General features: G+C 73.1%; 14 protein-coding genes. 10 read left to right on the plus strand and 4 right to left on the minus strand.

The genetic code is table 11. The annotated features are described in order from the left end of the window. Positions 1-6: 6 nt before the first annotated feature. Positions 7-852 carry a class I SAM-dependent methyltransferase gene (locus FJ694_RS18295; protein ID WP_198320894.1) on the minus strand — a complete coding sequence of 282 codons (846 nt, stop codon included), beginning with the start codon at positions 850-852 and terminating at the stop codon, positions 7-9. Positions 853-898: 46 nt separating this feature from the next. Here FJ694_RS18295 and FJ694_RS18300 point away from each other — a divergent pair, with 46 nt between their 5' ends. The 7 genes from FJ694_RS18300 (at position 899) to FJ694_RS18330 (ending at position 11,845) form a co-directional block, all read left to right on the plus strand. Then, on the plus strand, positions 899-2,986 hold the full coding sequence (locus tag FJ694_RS18300) for a transcriptional regulator (RefSeq protein WP_232540099.1): 2,088 nt from the start codon (positions 899-901) through the stop codon (positions 2,984-2,986). 121 nt (positions 2,987-3,107) lie between these two features. Beyond that, a complete protein-coding gene (gene acuI / locus FJ694_RS18305; RefSeq protein WP_157268689.1) occupies positions 3,108-4,094 on the plus strand; it encodes an acrylyl-CoA reductase (NADPH) in 987 nt (328 codons plus the stop codon). 162 nt (positions 4,095-4,256) lie between these two features. After that, positions 4,257-4,697 carry a host attachment protein gene (locus FJ694_RS18310; protein WP_157268690.1) on the plus strand — a complete coding sequence of 147 codons (441 nt, stop codon included), beginning with the start codon at positions 4,257-4,259 and terminating at the stop codon, positions 4,695-4,697. Between the two features lie 593 nt (positions 4,698-5,290). Beyond that, positions 5,291-6,439, plus strand: a complete 1,149-nt coding sequence (locus FJ694_RS18315; RefSeq protein ID WP_157268691.1) for a tetratricopeptide repeat-containing S1 family peptidase — start codon at positions 5,291-5,293, stop codon at positions 6,437-6,439. 109 nt (positions 6,440-6,548) lie between these two features. Beyond that, positions 6,549-8,858 (plus strand): ATP-binding protein, encoded by a 2,310-nt coding sequence (locus tag FJ694_RS18320; RefSeq protein ID WP_157268692.1) that lies wholly within the window; start codon positions 6,549-6,551, stop codon positions 8,856-8,858. A gap of 237 nt (positions 8,859-9,095) precedes the next feature. Further along, positions 9,096-11,126 (plus strand): diguanylate cyclase domain-containing protein, encoded by a 2,031-nt coding sequence (locus FJ694_RS37785; protein ID WP_198320895.1) that lies wholly within the window; start codon positions 9,096-9,098, stop codon positions 11,124-11,126. A gap of 23 nt (positions 11,127-11,149) precedes the next feature. Further along, positions 11,150-11,845 carry an MOSC domain-containing protein gene (locus tag FJ694_RS18330; RefSeq protein WP_157268694.1) on the plus strand — a complete coding sequence of 232 codons (696 nt, stop codon included), beginning with the start codon at positions 11,150-11,152 and terminating at the stop codon, positions 11,843-11,845. Positions 11,846-12,094: 249 nt separating this feature from the next. On the opposite strand, the gene lhpH is transcribed toward FJ694_RS18330, so the two are convergent. Continuing rightward, on the minus strand, positions 12,095-13,105 hold the full coding sequence (lhpH, locus tag FJ694_RS18335; RefSeq protein ID WP_157268695.1) for a trans-3-hydroxy-L-proline dehydratase: 1,011 nt from the start codon (positions 13,103-13,105) through the stop codon (positions 12,095-12,097). 208 nt (positions 13,106-13,313) lie between these two features. On the opposite strand from lhpH, the gene FJ694_RS18340 reads away from it, so the two are divergent. Together FJ694_RS18340 and FJ694_RS18345 are read left to right on the plus strand one after the other, a co-directional pair. Next, positions 13,314-14,930, plus strand: a complete 1,617-nt coding sequence (locus tag FJ694_RS18340) for an SLC13 family permease (protein WP_157268696.1) — start codon at positions 13,314-13,316, stop codon at positions 14,928-14,930. A 444-nt stretch (positions 14,931-15,374) separates the two neighbouring features. Beyond that, positions 15,375-15,908 (plus strand): phasin family protein, encoded by a 534-nt coding sequence (locus FJ694_RS18345; protein ID WP_157268697.1) that lies wholly within the window; start codon positions 15,375-15,377, stop codon positions 15,906-15,908. A 62-nt stretch (positions 15,909-15,970) separates the two neighbouring features. Here FJ694_RS18345 and gshA read toward each other — a convergent pair whose 3' ends face one another. Continuing rightward, complete coding sequence (gene gshA, locus FJ694_RS18350) at positions 15,971-17,260, minus strand: glutamate--cysteine ligase (RefSeq protein WP_157268698.1); 1,290 nt, start codon at positions 17,258-17,260, stop codon at positions 15,971-15,973. Between the two features lie 80 nt (positions 17,261-17,340). After that, positions 17,341-18,276 carry a LysR family transcriptional regulator gene (locus FJ694_RS18355; protein WP_375140233.1) on the minus strand — a complete coding sequence of 312 codons (936 nt, stop codon included), beginning with the start codon at positions 18,274-18,276 and terminating at the stop codon, positions 17,341-17,343. A 141-nt stretch (positions 18,277-18,417) separates the two neighbouring features. Between FJ694_RS18355 and FJ694_RS18360 the strand changes: the two genes are divergently transcribed. After that, entirely contained in the window at positions 18,418-19,524 is a 1,107-nt protein-coding gene (locus FJ694_RS18360; protein ID WP_157268699.1) for an S-(hydroxymethyl)glutathione dehydrogenase/class III alcohol dehydrogenase, read from the plus strand.

Raw genomic sequence — 19,524 nt, forward strand, 5'->3', positions numbered from 1 at the left:
GCGCGGTCAGCGCCGCGTGACTACGATCTCCAGGTACTCGCTGGGCGCCACCAGCGTGCCGTCCTCGGCGCGGTTGAAGCTGCCGGCCAGGTCCAGGATGTCGTTGGCCAGCGCGGTCTGCCCGGCCTCGTCGAGCGCGGCGAAGGCCTTGAGCACCGGGCCGTAGTAGGTGCGGAACACCTGCAGCAGGTGCTCCGGCGAGCGGTAGCGGAACGCGAAATGGCGCGTGGCCACCTCAATGCCGGCGGCCCCGGGGCCGAGCAGCGCGTCGATGCGCTCGCGCGTGCCCCACAGCGCCGGCGAGCTCACGCCGGCCGGGGGCGGCACGTGGCGGCCGATGGTCTTGAACAGCTGCCCGATGAAACCCTGCGGCGTCCAGTTGGCCATGCCGATGCGCCCGCCCGGGCGGCACACGCGCAGCATCTCGGCGGCGACCCGCGGCGCGTCGGGCGCGAACATCGCGCCGAAGGTGGAGAGCACGGCGTCGAAGGCGCCGTCGTCGAAGGGCAGTGCCTCGGCGTCGGCCTCGCGGAAATCCATGTCCAGGCGCTCGGCCTCGGCACGCTCCCGGCCGCGCTCCAGCAGCGCGCCCACGTAGTCGGTGGAGGTCACCGCGCACCAGCGGCGCGCCGCGGCCAGCGAGGCGTTGCCGTTGCCGGCGGCCACGTCGAGCACGCGCTGCCCGGCGCGCAGGTCCATGGCCTCGCACAGGCTCTCGCCGACGATCTGCAGCGTGGTGCCGACCACGCAGTAGTCGCCCGAGGACCAGGCGGCGCGCTGGCGGGCCTTGACCGCGGCGAGGTCCGGGGCGGCGGCAGACGGCGGTGTCATGGGGGCGGACAATGCGTTCATCACGGGTTCTCCTGGGTGAGGCATGACGGGCGGCGAAGCTGTCGCCGTGCAGGCACTGTCCCGCCCCGGCGTGGAAGCCAGCGTGGAGGCGCGCGTGGGAAATGCCGTGGGAATTGATGCAATCGCGGACGCAGGCGCGGACGCCGGCGATGCCGGCGGCGCGGGCCTGGCGCTGCGCCTGCTCGGCGCGCCGGCGCTGCTGCGCGGCGGCGTGCCGGTGGCGCTGCCGCGCTCGCGCAAGGTGCGCGCGCTGCTGGCGTATCTCGCGCTGGCGCCGCGCGCGGTGGCGCGCGAGCACCTGTGCGAGCTGCTCTGGGATCTGCCCAGCGACCCGCGCGGCGAGCTGCGCTGGTGCCTGAGCAAGCTGCGCGCGCTGCTCGACGCACCCGGCTGCGTGCGCGTGAAGGCCGATGCCGGCGCGCTGCGGCTGGACCTCGCCGGCGTGGACGTCGATGCGCTGCGGCTGCAGGCGGCCGTGCAGTCGAGCGCGGGCCTGGCGGCGCTGGACACGGACGCGCTGCGCGCGCTGGCCGCGCTGTCCGAGGGCGAATTCCTGCAGGGCCTGGACATCGAGCGCAGCGCGCCCTGGAGCGCCTGGCTGCTTGGGCGGCGGCGCCACTTCCGCGCCGCGCGCGCGGCGGTGCTGGAGCAGCTGGCGAGCCGGCTGGAACCCGGCGCCGACGAAGGGCTGGCCTGCCTGGAGCAGTGGCTGCGGCTGGCGCCCTTCGACCGCCGCGCGCACGCCGCGCTGCTCGACGCGCTGGCGCGCCGCGGCGCGCTGCGCGAGGGCGACGAGCACCTGGCCGCCACGGCGCGGCTGTTCGAGTCGGAAGGGCAGGACTGGGCGCCGCTGGGCCGCGCCTGGGCGGCGGCCAAGGCCTGTCAGGCGGCGCCGGCCGTCGCCCTCGAAGCCGTGCCGACGCCCGCGCCCGCGCCGGTCCGTGCGGCCCGCCGCGCCTCCATTGCCGTGATGCCCTTTGCCGACGCTTCCCGCGCCGGCGCCGTGCGCGGCGGGCTGGCCGACGCGCTGGCCTACGACCTGACCACGCGGCTGGCACGGCTGCGCAGCATGTTCGTCATCGCCCAGGGCACGGTGTTCGCGCTGGACGGCAAGCGCATCGGCGCCGAGGAGGCCGGGCGCACGCTGGACGTGGACTACGTCGTCAGCGGCACGCTGCGGCGCGAGGCCGCACGGCTGCACCTGGGCGTGCAGCTGGCCGAGACGCGCAGCGCGCGCATCGTCTGGGCCGACACCCTCAGCTGCCGCAACGCCGCGGCGCTGGAGGTGCTGGAGGCCGTGGGCGACCGCATCGTGTCGTCACTGGCCAGCCAGGTCGAGGTGGCCGAGCGCAACCGGGCCCTGCTCAAGCCGCCGGGCTCGCTCGACGCCTGGGAGGCGCTGCACCGCGGGCTGTGGCACATGTACCGCTTCGACCGCGCCCACAACGAGCAGGCGCACCACTTCTTCGACACCGCGACGCGGCTGGACCCGGGCTTCGCGCGGCCCTGGGCCGGGCTGTCGTTCACGCATTTCCAGAACGCCTTCCTGGGCTGGGGCGAGCGCGCGCGCGAGATGGAACGCGCCTACGCCACGGCCACGCAGGCGATGCTGGTGGACGACCTGGACCCGGCCGCGCACTGGGCGCTGGGCCGGGCGCTGTGGCTGCGCGGGCAACTCGACGGCGCGCTGGCCGAATTGCGCGCCTGCACCCAGCTCAGCCCCAACTTCGCGCTGGGCCACTACACGCGCGCCTTCGTGCAGGCGCAGTCCGGCGACGCGCTCGACGCCATCCGCGCCGCCGACCACTCGCGCGAGCTCAGCCCCTTCGACCCGCTGCTGTTCGGCATGCTGGCCTCGCGCGCCCTGGCACTGCTGCGCCTTGGGCGCCATGACGAGGCCGCCGAGTGGGCACTGAAGGCCGCGGCGCGGCCCAACGCGCACGTGCACATCCAGGCCATCGCCGCGTACTGCCTGGCGCTGGCCGGGCGCCTGGAGCCCGCCCGCGCCCTGGCCGCGTCGATCCGGCAGCAGGCGCCGGGCTATGCCGTCGCCGACTTTCTGGCCGCCTTCCGCCTGGCCGAGGACGCGGCCGCGGCCGTGCACGGCGCGGCCAGGACGATCGGGCTGGCCTGACGCGAGAGCCGGCAGCGGCACCCGGCAGCTGGCATAACCTCGGGCCGCCGGTGCGGGCGCACCCGGCCCGGCCGCATCCCACATCCCGACATTTGCAGACATCCCCGAAGGAGACGACGACATGTTCAAGGCCATCCTGGTCGAGAAGGACGACGCGGGCTATCGCGCCTCGGTGCGCGAGCTCGACGACGCGGCGCTGCCCGACGGCGACGTGACCGTGCGCGTCGCGTACTCGACGCTCAACTACAAGGACGGGCTCGCCATCACCGGCAAGTCCCCGGTGGTTCGTAAATTCCCGCTGGTGCCGGGCATCGACCTGGCCGGCACGGTCGAGGCCAGCACGCACCCGGGCTGGAAGCCCGGCGACGCCGTGGTGCTCAACGGCTGGGGCGTGGGCGAGACGCATCCGGGCGGGCTGGCGCAGCGCGCGCGGCTCAAGGGCGACTGGCTGGTGCCGCTGCCCCCGGCCTTCACGCCGGCGCAGGCCATGGCCATCGGCACGGCCGGCTATACGGCGATGCTGTGCGTGCTGGCGCTGGAGCGCCACGGCGTGACGCCGCAGCAGGGCCCGATCGTCGTCACGGGCGCGGCCGGCGGCGTGGGCAGCGTGGCGGTGGCGGTGCTGGCGAAGCTGGGCTACCAGGTCGCCGCCGTCACCGGCCGGCCGCAGGAGGCCGACTACCTGCGCCAGCTGGGCGCCGCCGAGGTGCTGGAGCGCGCCGAGTTCAGCGCGCCGGGCCGGCCGCTGGCCAGGGAGCGCTGGGCCGGCGCGGTGGACAGCGTGGGCAGCCACACGCTGGCCAACGTCTGCGCGCAGATGAAGTACCGCGGCGTCGTGGCCGCCTGCGGCCTGGCCGGCGGCATGGACCTGCCCGCCACGGTGGCGCCCTTCATCCTGCGCGGCGTGACGCTGGCGGGCATCGACAGCGTGATGTGTCCGCTGCCGGAGCGGCTGCTGGCCTGGCAGCGCCTGGGCATCGACCTGGAGCCGCAGCGGCTGGCGCTGATCGGCGCGCGCGAGATCGGGCTGGACGAGGCGCTGGCCACCGCGCCGGCGCTGCTGGACGGCCAGGTGCGCGGCCGCGTGGTGGTGGACGTGAACCGCTGACGGCACACATTGCCACGCCGGGGAAGAACGCTCCGCGGCCCACCGCACCGACGGCGGTGGCGCCCTGCGCGCAACCTGGGGAAAAGAAGCGGCAACACGGACCTGGAACAAAGCGTGCTGCGTACCTTGCAAGCCTGACGTTCACCCCAAAACCTCTTCCCCATGAAACCCGACCTGATCGTGATTGCCCATGCCGGCGCGGCGCGGTTGCTGCGCCGCGACCCGGCCACCGCCGCGCTCGAGGCGCTGGACGAGGTGCGCCGGCCCACCTCCGTGCTGGAGCGCGTGCGCGTGGTGCCCGACGTCGGCCGCCCGCTGGACCCGCGACGGCGGCGGTTGCGCGAGTTCGCCACCGTGCTGGCGCGGCGCATCGAGGCCGAGATGGCCTCGGGCCGCTTCGAGCGCGTGGCGCTGTTCGCCGCCTGCCCGTTCCTGGGCGAGCTCATGCGCCAGCTCGCGCGCCAGACCAAGCAGGCCCTACGCGCCGTGATCGATGCCGACATCTCCGAGCTGCCCTGGGACGACACCGCCCACCGCGTCGAGCGCGACCTGCAGGCCGCCGACGCCGAGGAGGCCGCGCGGCGGCACCGGGCGGCGGCGTGAATTTCCCGGGATGACTGCCTTGATCTGATTTCCTGAGCGCGCCGGAGCCGGAGGCGCTGGCTCCGGGCTTCGCGGTAGCGGCAAGGTCCTTGACCTGTCCGGGGAAACGCCAGCTCTCCGCATCCCGTCAGTCGCAGCGCCTCGCACCCCGATCCGTCATTCCGGCTTTCGCCGGAATGACGAGGCGACAAGACGGCCTGAGGGGGCCCTGCGGGCGCTGGCCCGTGTCGGGGCAGAAAATTCCCGTTTGAAGCTCGGCAGAGAAAAACTTCACGCGTGGCAACGACTTGGCCACGCGGCTGACAGCATCGCGAAAGCCGGCCACGTTCCACTGAAGGCGGGCCCGCTATTTTCCCAGTGAATCACTGGGAATTGAACCGGGCTGTCGTTCGAAGGTATGGCCAATTGCAGGGTTATTCATTGCTGCGGTGCAGCAATGGGCACTACGATTGCCCTGTCCCGTCATCGAAATCATTTCCCGGAGTTTGCCGCTCCGGGCTGAACGGTATTTTGTCATTTTAAATTCGGCATGCAGACCATTCCAGTCCGGTGCTCCTGGAATTGGTCATCCATGCTTCAAAGGAATATGTGGCATGGAATCGATGAAGCCGAAAACCAGATCGAATAACGAACTCGGAAAACCTTTGCGGGCCACCGGGCGGTCGCCCTGGCGCCGGGCCGCGGCGGCGCTGGCGCTGGCCGGCGCAGGGCTGGCGGGCAGCGGCGCGGCGCATGCGGATTTCGACCGGCGCGCGCTGATCGAGCTGGGCCAAAGCGTGCTGCGCGTCGAGGCGCAGGGATCGAAGGGGCCGATGCAGCTGGGCTCGGGCGTGGTCATCGCGCGCGAGCGCGTCGTCACGAACTGCCACGTCACGCGCAACGCCGAGTCGATCACGCTGGTGCAGGCCGGCTCGCGCTGGACGGTGCAGGCGCAGTCGGTGGATGCCGAACACGACCTGTGCCTGCTGCAGGTGCCGGGGCTGCCGCACGCGCCGGTGGCGGTGGGGCGCGCCGCCTCGCTGCGCGAGGGCCACGAGCTGGCGGCGCTGGGCTACACCGGCGGGCCGGCGCTGCGCATCAGCGGCGGCGTCGTGGTGGCGCTGCACCACTGGGACAACCAGCTCGTCATCCAGTGCAGCAACGGCTTCACTTCCGGCGCCAGCGGCGGCGGGCTGTTCGACCGCGAGGGCCGGCTCGTGGGCATCCTGACCTTCCGCTCCGCCGGCGCGGGGGCCAATTACTATGCCGTGCCGGCCGAGTGGCTGCCGGCCAGGCCCGAGGCGCCGCCGCGCGTGGCCGAGGTGCGGCCGCACGAGGGCCAGGGCTTCTGGCAGCGGCCGCTGGGTGCGCTGCCCGCCTTCCTGCAGGCCGCCACGCTGGAGCGCGCCGGGCAGTGGGACGCGCTGCTGCAGCTGGCCGAGCGCTGGGAGCAGCAGGACCGCGCCGATGCCGAGCCGCTGTACCTGGCCGCGCTGGCCCACGAGCGCCTGGGCCGCGACGCGGCCGCGGCGCAGGCCTGGCGGCGCAGCCTTGACCTCAACCCGGGCTACGGCCGCAGCTGGGCCGCGCTGGCGCGGCTCTACCACCGCGGCGGCCAGGAGGCGCAGGCACGGCAGGCCATCGAGGCGCTGGCCGCGCTGAACCCGGCGCTGGCGCAGGACGTGGCCGAGCGGCTGCGCAGCGAGGAGCCGCCCGCGGCCGCGGCCGTCGAGGAACCGGCCCGGCTGGCGCGGCGCCAGTGAGAGGCCGTTGAGCCGGTCGTGAAGGCACCGTAACAGCCCGGCCGGGCTGCGGTGCCGGCTGTTAACGTGCGGAGGTCGTCGCGCGCGAAGTACCCGAAGTACCCCCTCCTTGACCATCCGCACCCGCCTCCTGCTGATCGTGCTGGCCGTCTGGCTGCCCGCCGTCATCAGCTTCGCGCTCTTGGCGCGTTTCACGTACCTGCGCGAGGTGGGCGACGCACGCGAGCACGTGCAGCAGATGGCCGAGAACGTGGCCCTGGCGCTGGAGCAGGCGCTGGAGCGGCGTGCCGAGACGGCGCGGCTGCTGGCGGCCTCGCTGGCGCTGCGCGACGCGGACCTGCACCGCTTCCACGCCGAGGCCAGGGCCGCCGTGCGCGACAGCGGCGACTGGGTGTTCCTGGCGGACCGCGGGCACCAGCTGCTCAACACGCTGCGCGAGGACCCGCTGCCCACGCCGCTGCCGCGCGCCCAGGGCGCGCCCTTCGTCGAGACCGGGCCCGCGCTGTACTACAGCGACCACGGCCCGCTGCTGCGCAAGCCGGTGCTGGCGCTGTTCGCGCCGGAAAGGCATGTCGCGCCACCGCGCTGGAACGTGGGCGTGAGCTTTCCGTTCTCGGTGCTGCAGGAGCTGGTGCAGGCGCGTGCGTACCCGGAAGGCAGCGTGGCCGCGGTGATCAACCGCGACCAGGTGGTGCTCGCGCGCAGCCGCGATCCGGAGAAATGGGTGGGCGTGCGCGCCACGGGCGACCTGCAGCGCCGCGCGGTGGCCAACGACACCGGCTTTGCCGAGTCCGTCACGCTCGACGGCGTGCCCTCGCTGACGTACCTGGGCCCCGCGGACCGCTGGGGCTGCCGCGTCGTCATCGCCCTGCCCCAGGCCACGCTCACGGCCGCGGCCAAGCGGCTGACGCTGCAGGCCTTCGCGGCCGCGGGCGTGCTGCTGGTGCTGGGCCTGCTCGCGGCGCTGGCCGCGGCGCGGCGCATCAGCGCCCCGATGCACGCGCTGCACCGCGCCGCGCTGGGGCTCGGCCGCGACGAGGTGCCGCCGCGGCTGGACACCGGCGTGCGCGAGGCCGACGCGGTGAGCGCCGCGCTGCACGAGGCCGGCACCCGCATCGGGCAAGCCACGCGCACGCTCGAATGCCGCGTCGCGGAGGCGGTGCAGCAGGCCCGCGAGGCGCAGGAGAAGCTGCTGACGGCGCAGAAGCACGAGGCGCTGGGCCGGCTCACGGGCGGGCTGGCGCACGACTTCAACAACCTGCTGCAGACCATCAGCACCGCGCACCACGTGCTCGACCGCGTCATCGGCGACGGCAGCAGTGCGGGTGGCGGGGGCGCACCGCGGCGCGTGCTCGACGGCGCCATGCGCGCCACGGCGCGCGCGGCCGACCTGATCCGGCAGATGCTGGCCTTCGGCCGCGAGCAGCCGCTGGCGGCGCGCGCGGTGTCGCTGGGCGACCTGGTGCTGCACAGCCAGGAGCTCACCGGCCCGGCGCTGGGCCGGCGCATCGGGCTGGCGGCGGACATCGCGCCGGCGCTGCCGCCGCTGTTCGTGGACCCGGCGCAACTGGAGCTGGCGCTGCTGAACCTGGTCTTCAATGCCCGCGACGCGCTGCCCGACGGCGGGCAGGTGCGCATCGAGGGCCGCCTGGCGCGCGGGGACGAGGCGGCGGGCCTGGGGCCGGGCGCGAGTGCCGGCACGGGCGCGGGCATACGCCGCTTCGCCTGCGTGGCAGTGGCCGACGACGGCCCCGGCATGGACGCGGCCACCGTGGCGCGCGCCTTCGAGCCCTACTTCACAACCAAGCCGGTGGGCGCCGGCAGCGGCCTGGGGCTGGCGCAGGTGCTGGCTTTCGCGCGGCAATCCGGCGGCGACGCGCGCATCGACAGCGCCCCCGGCCGGGGCACGCGCGTGACGATGCTCCTGCCGGTCTGCGAGGACGCCGCCGCGGGCACCGGCGCCAGCGGTGGCGCCGGGGCGCCGTCCGCTGCGGGCCCGGCAGCGGACGCCGCGACGCCGCTGCGGGTGCTGATGGTGGAGGACGACGTGCTGGTGGCCTCGGTGGTGAAGCCGGCGCTGGAGGGACTGGGCCACCGCGTGACGCTGTGCGTCTCGGCCGACGCGGCGATGGCGGTGCTGGCGCGGGGCGAGGCCTTCGACGTGCTGTTCACCGACGTGGTCATGCCCGGCACGATGAACGGCATGGACCTGGTGGCCTGGTGCGCGCAACACTGCCCGGCGCTGCCGGCCGTGATCGCCACCGGCTTCATGCCGCACCGCACCGCGCCGGGCGGCGCGCGGCTGCTGCGCAAGCCCTACGCGCTGGGCGATCTGGCGCGGGCGCTGCGCGAGGCGCGGGCGGCGGGCGCGGTGGCTGCCGCCCCCGCGGACGGCGTGGCGCGCGACGCCGCGTCCTGAGCGCCGGCAGTGCCCGGGGCCCCGCCCCTGGCTGGCGTGCATTGATCACGTCGCCCCCGCGGCGGGCTTCACTCCGGCGCGGCAATGCCGAAGAGGGGTGCTGGAACCCTCACCGCGCCTCGACTTGCTCTCCATGACCTTCCCGCCCCGCCGTCCCTGGACTTGCGGAAATCCGCACGCCGCGAGACCCGCCGCCCGGCGCCGTCCGCGGGGCCGGCCGTGATTGGCGCGGCCGCCATGCCGCTGCGGCGGCTGCGCCGCTGGCCGGGCTCGCTGCGCGCGCGGCTGACGCTGGCCGGCGTGGTGCTGATCGCGCTGGTGGTGGGCGCCACCACGCTGCTGCTGGTGCAGCGCGCCGAGCGCGCCACGCTGGCCGAGCAGCGCGAGCGCGAGCTGGGCGAGACGGCACGCACCGCCGCCGCGCTCACCAGCCGGGTGCTGGAGCTGCAGAACGCGCTGCGCGCCGTGGCGCAGCAGATCGAGGAGCCGCTGCTGCGTGACCCGCCGGCGCTGGAGCGCTTCGTGACCGGGCAGGTGGTGCTGCGGCGCATGTTCGGCAACGTCAGCGTCGCCACGCGCGACGGGCAGCTGCGCGTCTACACCGAGCGCGACGGCGTGCGCCCGGCCAACATCAACGTCGGCGACCGCGAGTACTTCCGCGAGGCGATGCAGGAGAACGCGCCCGTGATCTCCGAGGCCATGACCAGCCGCGTCGTGCCCGAGCCGGTGATCGTGCTGGCGCAACCGCTGGCCGGGGCGCACGGCCCGTACGGGGCGCTGCTGGGCGGGCTGCGCCTGGGCAGCGGCGACCTCATGGCGCAGGTGCTGCAGTACCGTGCCGGCGACGAGCCCGACGCGCTGCTGGTGGTCACGGACGAGGGCGGGCGCATCCTGGCGCACCCGGACGCGGCCCGCGCGCTGCAGCCGCTGTCCAGCGAGCCGCGCCTGGCGCAGGCCTGGACCGACTGGGTGCGCGCGGGCCGGCCGCTGGAGCCCGCGGGCCTGCCGGCGCAGCAGGACGGCGAGGTGGTGACGGTGGCCGCCGTCTCCGGCCCGCAGTGGCTGGTGTGGCGCGTCCTGCCCGAAAGCCAGCTGCTGGCGCCGCTGCACGACGCGCGGCGCCAGGCGCTGGGCTGGGCCGCGCTGATGGCGCTGGGCGCCAGCGCCGTGCTGCTGGCGCTGCTGGGCTGGCTGCTGCGCCCGATGCGCGCGCTGGAGCGGCGCGCGCAGCACCTGTTCGACCCGGCCTTCGACCCGCACGCGGACTGGCCCGAGGCCGGCGGCGAGATCGGGCACCTGGCGCAGGTGCTGCGCCATGCGAGCGCCGAGCGCGCGCAGCTGGAGGTGTTCAACACCGAGCTGCTGCAGCGGCTGGAATCGGTGATGGCGGCCGCGCCCGTGGGCATCGCCTTCACGCGGCACGAGCGCTTCGAGCTGGTCAATGCCGAGCTGTGCCGGCTGCTGGGCCGGCGCCACGAGGAGCTGGCGGGGCAGCCGATGGAGCTGCTGGGGCTAGAGGCGCAGGCGCAGAAGACGCTGCTGCGCCAGGCGCGCTACGCCTTCCTGGGCCACCAGCCCTACAGCGGCGAGTGGCCGCTGCAGCGCGCCGACGGCAGCACCTTCTGGGCACAGCTGCGGGTGCAGCCCGCGCGCGCCGGCGACGCGGTGCAGGGCCTGATCTGGAGCGTGCTCGACATCAGCGCGCAGGTGGCCGCGCGCGCGCAGCTGCAGTGGAGCGCGCACCACGACGCACTCACCGGGCTGGCCAACCGCGCCGCCTTCGAGCAGCAGCTGCAGAAGGTGTTCGACGCGCGCCCGCAGTCCATTCCCGCGGTGCTGGTGGCCATCGACCTGGACCATTTCAAGCCCATCAACGACGGCGCCGGCCATGCCGCGGGCGACGCCATGCTCAAGGCCGTGGCCGCGGCCATCCGCGGCTGCGTGCGCAACGGCGACTTGGTGGCGCGGCTGGGCGGCGACGAGTTCGTGCTGCTGCTGGAGCGCTGCTCGGCCGAGCGCGCGCTGCCCATTGCCGACGCGGTGTGCGCAGCCGTGGCCGGCATCGAGCTGGAGTGGGAGGACCGCGTGCTGCGCGTGGGCGCCTCCGCCGGCGTGGCGGCGCTGCAGGCCGACATGACCGAAGTGGCGCACTGGCTCAAGGCGGCGGACCGTGCCTGCTACGACGCCAAGGCCGCCGGGCGCGGCCAGGCACGCGCGGCCCCCGCCGGGCCGGCCGACCCCACCGGGCCGCGGCTGCGGGTGGTGTAAGCGAAGGCCGGCAGCATGGCGGCATGACGACGAATCGACCCTCTTCCCCGGCCGCCTGCACCGTGGCGGCCCTGTTTGCCGGCGGCATCCGGCACCTGGCGCCCGAAGGGCAGCGCAGCGGCATCTTCAAGCGGCGTCTGGGCGCGCCGGCGCGGGTGGGCGTGGGCGGCATCGAGGGCGACGAGCATGCCGACACGCGGGTGCACGGCGGGCCGCAGAAGGCGCTGCACCAGTACCCGCTGGAAGGCTACGCGCGGCTGGCGCGGCGCTATCCCGGCATCGCGGCGGAACTCGTGCCGGGCAGCCTGGGCGAGAACGTCTCCACCGCGGCGGGCATGACCGAGGAGAGCGTGCACGTCGGCGACGTGTGGCGCCTCGGCGGCGTGGTGGCGCAGGTGTCGCAGCCGCGCAGCCCCTGCTGGAAGATCGACCACCGCTTCGGCATCGAGCGGATGTCGGTGTTCGTGGCGCAGGAGCGCGTCACCGGCTGGTACTACCGCGTGATCGAGGGTGGGCTCATCGCCGAGGGCGACGCCGTGGAGCTGCTGGAGCGGCACACCGAGCGCTTCTCGATTGCCGAGTTCTGGCGCGTGCAGCAGCTGCACCGCCCCGAGGCCGACGACCTGGCCGCGCTGGCCGCCGTGCCGGGGCTGGCGCCGGAGTGGCAGCGGCGCCTCGCGCAGCGGGCGCAGTGGTTGCGGGAGCAGCGGCCGGCGTGACGCACTCTCCGGACAGCTGTCATTCCGACTTGCAAGAGCCAGTTGAGCTATTCCGTTCGCCCTGAGGTATCGAAGGGTGAACGGCCCGCACCGTGTGCGGGCATCCGAGCCTGTCGGATTCGGCCTTCGATACCTCAGTCCAAACGGCTCAATAAGCCAACAGTTCCCGGCCTGCGTACCAGCCTGACGGCTTCACCCTTCGATACCTCAGGGCGAACGGGTCATTTCTCGGGCAACCCGGAGTCGGAATCAGCGCAGGAAGAACCCCGTCGGGAACGGGTCCGACTCTTCCAGCACCCACTGGTTGAAGCCGCTGACGTGGGCCGTGCCGGTGACTTCCGTGACGGCGCCGTCGAGGTCGCCCACGCGCACGGCCTGGGTGACGCGCACGCTGAAGGCGCTGCCGACGATGCTGCCGTTCACCAGCGGCTCGTTCAGCCCCAGGCGCCCGCGCAGGAAGAGCTGCGCGGCGCGCCCGGAGGAGCCGGTGCCGGTGGGCGAGCGGTCCACCTCGCGGTCGGCAAAGATGCAGACGTTCGATTGGTCCACCCCGTCGCGATTGGGTGCGCCGTCGATGATGGTGCCGTAGAGCTGGTCCAGGCCCGGCTCCAGCGGATGCCGAACCTGCACCTTCGCCTTCACGGCGGCCTTGGCCTCGGCGCCGAGCTGGATGAGCTGGCGCACCTGCTCGGGCCGGATCTCCAGCCCGGCCTGGCGGCCATCGACGTAGTAGTAGAACGCGCCGCCGAAGACGACGTCGCCGACCAGGCGCCCGAAGCCGGGCGTGTCCACCTCCAGGTCGCGCAGGAGGATGAAGGACGGGACGTTGCGGAACGTGACCGCGCCGGCGCGGGTGCCGTCCCACTCGACGTGGGCCTCGATGAAGCCGGCCGGGGTGTCAAAGCCGATGCGCGTGACGGGGCTGCTGCGCTCGACGTGGCCCAGCTTCACCAGCACCTTGCCCAGGGCGATGATCCCGTGGCCGCACATGTCGCTGTAGCCCTCGTTGTGGATGAAGACCACGCCGAAGTCGGCTGCGGGCGTGACGGGCGGCAGCAGGTACGCGCCGTACATGTCGGCGTGGCCGCGCGGCTCGTTCATCAGGAAGCGGCGCAGGTCGTCGCGGTGCAACTGCAGCCAGGCGCGCTTGTGCAGGATGGTGGCGCCGGGGACCGCGGGCAACCCGGAAGCCAGGATGCGCAGCGGCTCGCCGCCGGTGTGGGCGTCGATGGTGTGGAGGGTGCGGGAGAGGTTGAGCATGGGGGGTCGGCCTCGGTGCTGGGTGGTCTTGCCCGGGGTTCGGGGCCCGGGTGCGCGGCGATGCGGAGAGGGTGCCAGACCCCGGGCGGGGCAGCCTGCGCTCCTCTTGAGGACGCGGGGGACGGGACGCGGGCCCGCCTGGGCACATCGCTTGCGCTTCGCCAGCGGCCGATGTAAACCCCCCCACGCTGTCTGAAGGAGACCCTCCATGAGCGAAGCTACCGGCGGCATCGTCCGCGAGCAAGGCGAGTTCGATCAACAGCCACGCGACGCAGAGGGGACACGCGCCAGGCGCAAGGTGTGGATGCCGCGCGTGATCGGGCTGGTCGCGGCGCTGCTCGTGTACGCGCTGCTGGGCACCTCGGAGCTGTCGCGCGACGCGCGCGTCGTCGCGGCGGTCGCCACGCTGATGGCCATCTGGTGGATGACCGAGGCCATCCCGCTGTCGGTCACCTCGCTGCTGCCGATCATCCTGTTCCCGCTGCTGACCGCGCGCACGGTGGCCGAGAGCACCGCCCCTTACGCGAACCCGATCGTCTTCCTGTTCCTCGGCGGCTTCCTGATCGCGATCGCGATGCAGAAGGTCAACCTGCACCGGCGCATCGCGCTGCTGACCCTGCACGCCGTGGGCACCCATCCGCGCCAGATCGTGCTGGGCATGATGATCTCCACGGCGTTCCTGTCGATGTGGGTGTCCAACACCGCCACGACGCTGATGATGCTGCCGATCGCGCTGAGCGTGCTGACCCTGGTGGCCGAGAACAGCGACCGCGCCAAGGGCACCGCGATCGACGTGCGCTCCGGCCTGGCGGCCGGGCACAAGGTCAGCGACCTGATCCACGACAAGGAGGTGCGCACCTTCGGCGTCGGCCTGGTGCTGGCGATCGCGTGGTCGGCGTCGATCGGCGGCCTGGGCACGCTGCTGGGCAGCCCGCCCAACGCCATCGTTGCCGGCTACATCAGCAAGGAGCTGGGCAAGCAGGTGGGCTTCGCGCAGTGGATGATGCTGGGCGTGCCGATCGTCGTGGCCTTCATCGCGCTGGCCTGGCTGCTGATCACGCGCGTGCTGTTCCGCTTCAAGCTCGACGACGTGCCGGGCGGCAAGCAGATGATCGAGGACGAGCTCGCGCAGCTCGGCCCGATGAGCCGCGGCGAGAAGAGCGTGCGCCTGGTCTTCATCCTGGCCGCGCTGTGCTGGATCGTGCCGAGCCTGCTGAGCAACGTGGGCGACCTGGCCACGACCCTGCCCTGGCTGCGGCTGTTCAACGACACGGTCGTGGCCTTGACCGCCGGGCTGCTGCTGTTCCTGCTGCCGGGCGGCAAGCCGGGCAGCGCGGTGCTCGACTGGAAGGATGCCGAGGAAGGCCTGCCCTGGGGCGTGCTGCTGCTGTTTGGCGGCGGGCTGTCGCTGGCGGCGTCGGTGGCGGCCAGCGGCCTCGACAAGTGGTTCGGGCAGCAGGTGCTGGGCCTCGGGGTGCTGCCGATCGTGGCGCTCATCGCCGCCGTCACGCTGATCGTGCTGTTCCTCACCGAGATCACGAGCAACACGGCGACCGCTGCCACCTTCATCCCGATCCTGGGCGGCGTGGCGCTGGGCATCGGCACCGACCCGATGACGCTGCTGATCCCGGCAGCGCTGGCCGCGACCTGCGCGTTCATGCTGCCCGTGGGCACGCCGCCGAACGCGATCGTCTTCGGCACGGGGGCGGTGAGCATCGCCGAAATGGCGCGCGACGGTTTCCTGCTCAACGTGTTGGGCGTCGTGCTGATCACGATGTTCACCGTGCTGATCGGGCCCTGGGCGCTGGGACTCGTCATCCGTTGAGCTTGTCCCGCCCGGGGCGCTGCAGCAGCGCCCCGGGTGCGAAGCGCTCGACGGCGACCACCTCTCAAGTCGCATGGGACAGTCGCAGCAGCGTCACGCTGTTCCTCGCCTGGCGCTGCTCCTGAGAAAGCTGAAGCACCAGTACCTCGGTGCGCTGGGCGGTCGGCCTCGCCAGTGCGCACAGGCAGGTCGGCAGCGGGCGCAAGCTGCGCGACGGCGTGGGAAGGGGCAGTTCGTGCGAAATCGGTCTCGGGACTGGCCCCGGCTGTTCGGACAACGGACTGCGCGCCTAGCAATCCACGCGTCCAGCCGCAAGTTTTTTGTGTTGCACCGCACCAAATTACTCGGACTTGGCTGCCATCCACCCTGCTGCACGGTCTATGCTGCACTGCAGCAAAAGCGTTTCGCGCTGTCCCCCTCAGACCATTTCACAGGAGAGATGACATGCAGACCACCGAGCAGTTCGCCGCCGCCCAGAAAGCCCAGGTCGCCACCGCCTTCACGCTGGCCGCGGCCGTGCTGGAGGGCCTGGAGAAGGCCGCCGGCCTGCAGCTGCAGACCGCCAAGTCGGCCCTGAGCCAGGCCGCGGGCCACGCCCAGGCCGTGCTCGACGCCAAGGACCCGCAGGCGCTGTTCTCGCTCAACGCCGCGCTGCTGCAGCCGGGCACTGAGCAGGCCACCGCCTACGCCCGCCAGGCCGGCGACATCGCCACGGCCACCGGCGCGGAAGTCGGCAAGATCGTCGAGGCCCAGGTGGCCGAGCTGCAGAAGAACTTCCTGGCCGCCGTGGACGCCGCGCTGCAGAACGCGCCGGCCGGCAGCGAGGAGGCCGTCGCGCTGATCAAGTCCACCATGGCCGCCGCGGGCAACGCCTACGAGAGCGTGCAGAAGGTGGCCAAGCAGGCCGCCGAGGCCGCCGCGGCCAACTTCGATGCCGTGACCGTGACGCCCAAGGCCGCGCCGGCCGAAGCGGCCTGAGCCGTCTGAAGGGCCTGTAAGAACAGCCCGGGCCGCGCAAGCGGCCCGGGCTTTCCTTTTGGTCAGGCGCAGCGGCAGCCCGCTTCGGGCATGGCGTCCTGCGCCGCGTCGCCGGCCTGCACCTCGTGCGCGGCGGCCAGCGCGGCCAGCCGCGCGGCCACCGCGTAGGGATAGAAGCGGTCTTTGGATGCGGCCGCATCCACAGCGGCTTCGGCCAGCGGCACGAAGCGCGCGCCGGGCGCGTTGAGGTTCTGGTCAGTGCCGCGTTCCGGGTGCACGCGGTGGAAGGCGCCGGCCACCTGGCAGTCGAGCATGTACACCACCGTCTCGGCCGTGCCACCATCCACGCGCTCCAGCGTGGGCACGCCTTCCTGCACGATCACGCCGGTGGTCTGCTGCCCGTCCTTGATGATGTGCATCTTGTTGCGGGCGCGACGGCCCAGCTGCGACAGCTCGGCCGCGTCGCGCACGGTCATGATGCCCATGCCGTAGGTGCCGTTGTCGGCCTTCACCACCACGAACGGCTTGTCCCCGATGCCGTGCTCGGCGTAGTGCTGGCCGATGCGCTTGAGCAGCGCATCCACTTCGTGCTGCAGCCGCTGCAGCCCGATGCCTTCCGCGAAGTCCAGCCCGCCGCAGTGCGTCGAGAGCGGGTGCAGCAGCCACGGGTCGATGCCCAGCAGCCGCGCCAGCCGCGTCGCCACGGCCTCGTGGTGGCGGAAGTGCGTGCTCTTGCGCCGCACGTGCCAGCCCGCGTGCAGCGGCGGCAGCAGCCGCTGGCCCTGCAGCTCCTGCAGGGGCGCGGGCACGCCGGCGCTCAGGTCGTTGTTGAGCAGCACCAGCGCCGGGTCGAAGCCGTCCAAGCCGATGCGCGCGCCGCGCCGGCGCAGCGGCTCCAGCAGCAGCGTCGCGCCGTCGGGCAGCGCCAGCTCGGTGGGCGAGAGCACCTCGGGCAGCAGCGAGCCCACGCGCACCTGCAGCCCCGCGCCCTGCAGCAGCTGCTGCAGCCGCGCGACGTTGGCCAGGTAGAACAGGTTGCGGGTGTGGTTCTCGGGGATCAGCAGCAGCGTGGGCTCGGCAGGCTGCAGCCGCTGCAGCGCCGCGCGCGCGGCCTCGGTGGCGCGTGCCAGCATCGCCGGCGCGAGGTTGTTCCAGCCGCCGGGATACAGGTTGGTGTCCACCGGCGCCAGCTTGAAGCCGGCGTGGCGCACGTCCACCGACGAGTAGAACGGGGCGGGACAGGCGGACCATTCGCGCTCGAACCAGCGCTCGATGGCCGGGGCGGCGTCGAGGATCGTTCGTTCGAGGGCGCCGGTCGGGCCGGGCACGGCGGTGACGAGGGATGGGACCATGGGACTCCTGGGCTGCTGCCGGTTGCGGGCGCGGCCGGCGGGCTGCGCCCCGTCAGGGGGGTGCGACTATAGCCGCGCCCTCAAGTCCCGCGCAGGGCACGCTCATGCGCGGCCACCGCCGCGGCGATGTGGTCGAAGGCCAGGCGCACGCGCGCCGGCACCGGGCCGCGCTGCGGCCGGTACACGAACACGTCCCACGGCGGCGGCGCGGCTTCGGGCAGCAGCTCCACCAGCCGCCCCGCGCGCAGCAGCGGCACGGCCAGGTAGTCTGGCAGCTGCCCGAAGGCGAGGCCCGCGGCGATGGCGCCGACCTCGGCGTCGGGGTCGTCGGTGACGAAGGTGCGGCCTTCGGGCGTGAAGCTGCGCCCGCCGGCGAACTGCCAGGGCCACACCCGCCCGGTGTTGGGGTCGAGCAGCGCCGTCACCGGCAGCGCGGCCAGGTCGTCCACGCGCCGCGGCGCGCCCAGCCGCGCCACCAGCGCGGGCGCCGCCACCAGCGAGAAGGCGACCTGCCCCGCCTTGCGCGCCACCAGCCGGCTGTCGCGCAGGAAACCGATGCGCACGCCCACGTCGATCTGCTCGTCCACCACGTCGGCGAACACGTCGGACAGGCGCAGGTCCAGCGTGATGGCCGGCTGCGCCGCGGCCAGCTGCGTGAGCGCCGGCACCAGGCAGACCCGCCCGAGGATGCGCGGCCCGGTGATGCGCACCCGGCCCGCGAGCTGCGCCCGCGGCTCGGCCGCCGGCGCGCTGAACAGCGATTCGGCCTCGGCCAGCAGCGTGCGCGCGCGCGCCGCCAGCTGCTCGCCGAAAGCGGTGATGCGCACCTGGCGCGTGCTGCGGTGGAACAGCAGCTCGCCGAAGTGCGCCTCCAGCTCCTTGACGGCGCGCGTCACCGTCTGCGGCGAGGCGCCCAGGCGCTGCGCCGCCTCGCGAAAGCTCGCGCATTCCGCCGCGGTCAGGAAGATGCGCAGCAGCTCCAGGTGGTTGAGCACGTTCCTTGTCACCCACGCCATGGTGCGCGGACCATTGTTCCAGTCGATGGAATTCTAAAGTCGCGTTTCTTCCATTTACAGCCACGCCGCGGCTTTCCACAATCGCCTGCCCGGCCCGCCCCGCGCGGCGGGCGCGACCCCGATACCGAAGGAGAACACCCCATGAAGACCCGCGCAGCGGTGGCCTGGAAGGCCGGCGAACCCCTGACCATCGAGACCGTGGACCTGGAAGGGCCCCGCGCCGGCGAGGTGCTGGTCGAGGTCAAGGCCACCGGCATCTGCCACACCGACTGGTACACCCTCTCCGGCGCCGACCCGGAAGGGCTGTTTCCCGCCATCCTCGGCCACGAGGGCGCGGGCGTGGTGCTGGAAGTCGGCGCGGGCGTGAAGGGCCTGCAGGCCGGCGACCACGTCATCCCGCTCTACACGCCCGAATGCCGGCAGTGCAAGTTCTGCCTGTCGCGCAAGACCAACCTGTGCCAGGCCATCCGCGCCACGCAGGGCAAGGGCCTGATGCCCGACGGCAGCAGCCGCTTCAGCCTCGACGGCAAGCCGATCCTGCACTACATGGGCACCTCGACCTTCGCGAATCACATCGTCGTGCCCGAGATCGCGCTGGCCAGGATCCGCCCCGACGCGCCCTTCGACAAGGTCTGCTACATCGGCTGCGGCGTGACCACGGGCATCGGCGCCGTGCTCTTCAACGCCAAGGTCGAGGCCGGTGCCAACGTGGTCGTGTTCGGGCTGGGCGGCATCGGGCTGAACGTGATCCAGGGCGCGCGCATGGTCGGTGCCGACCGGATCATCGGCGTGGACCTGAACCCGGCGCGCGAGGAGATGGCGCGCAAGTTCGGCATGACGCACTTCGTCAATCCGAAGGAGGTGGGCAACGTGGTGGACGCCATCGTCCAGCTCACCGACGGCGGCGCCGACTACAGCTTCGAGTGCATCGGCAACACCACCACGATGCGCCAGGCGCTGGAGTGCACGCACAAGGGCTGGGGCCGCAGCATCATCATCGGCGTGGCGGAAGCCGGGGCGGAGATCTCGACGCGGCCGTTCCAGCTCGTCACCGGACGCAAGTGGGAAGGCTCGGCCTTCGGCGGCGCGCGTGGGCGCACCGACGTGCCGAAGATCGTGGACTGGTACATGGAAGGCAAGATCGACATCGACAGCCTCATCACCCACAAGCTGCCGCTGGAGCGCATCAACGACGGCTTCGACCTGATGAAGCGCGGCGAGTCGATCCGCTCGGTGGTGGAGTTCTGA

The organism is Azohydromonas aeria, from assembly GCF_009760915.1.
In the GTDB taxonomy this organism is placed as follows: Bacteria; Pseudomonadota; Gammaproteobacteria; order Burkholderiales; family Burkholderiaceae_C; genus Azohydromonas; species Azohydromonas aeria.

Excerpts from the sequence above, each read along its gene's own strand:
- FJ694_RS18330 (WP_157268694.1), top strand. The coding sequence starts at position 11,150 with ATGACGACGAATCGACCCTCTTCCCCGGCCGCCTGCACCGTGGCGGCC.
- gshA (WP_157268698.1), bottom strand. The coding sequence starts at position 17,260 with ATGGTCCCATCCCTCGTCACCGCCGTGCCCGGCCCGACCGGCGCCCTC.
- FJ694_RS18340 (WP_157268696.1), top strand. The coding sequence starts at position 13,314 with ATGAGCGAAGCTACCGGCGGCATCGTCCGCGAGCAAGGCGAGTTCGAT.
- lhpH (WP_157268695.1), bottom strand. The coding sequence starts at position 13,105 with ATGCTCAACCTCTCCCGCACCCTCCACACCATCGACGCCCACACCGGC.
- FJ694_RS18315 (WP_157268691.1), top strand. The coding sequence starts at position 5,291 with ATGGAATCGATGAAGCCGAAAACCAGATCGAATAACGAACTCGGAAAA.
- FJ694_RS18345 (WP_157268697.1), top strand. The coding sequence starts at position 15,375 with ATGCAGACCACCGAGCAGTTCGCCGCCGCCCAGAAAGCCCAGGTCGCC.
- FJ694_RS18360 (WP_157268699.1), top strand. The coding sequence starts at position 18,418 with ATGAAGACCCGCGCAGCGGTGGCCTGGAAGGCCGGCGAACCCCTGACC.
- FJ694_RS37785 (WP_198320895.1), top strand. The coding sequence starts at position 9,096 with ATGCCGCTGCGGCGGCTGCGCCGCTGGCCGGGCTCGCTGCGCGCGCGG.
- FJ694_RS18310 (WP_157268690.1), top strand. The coding sequence starts at position 4,257 with ATGAAACCCGACCTGATCGTGATTGCCCATGCCGGCGCGGCGCGGTTG.
- acuI (WP_157268689.1), top strand. The coding sequence starts at position 3,108 with ATGTTCAAGGCCATCCTGGTCGAGAAGGACGACGCGGGCTATCGCGCC.
- FJ694_RS18355 (WP_375140233.1), bottom strand. The coding sequence starts at position 18,276 with ATGGCGTGGGTGACAAGGAACGTGCTCAACCACCTGGAGCTGCTGCGC.
- FJ694_RS18295 (WP_198320894.1), bottom strand. The coding sequence starts at position 852 with ATGAACGCATTGTCCGCCCCCATGACACCGCCGTCTGCCGCCGCCCCG.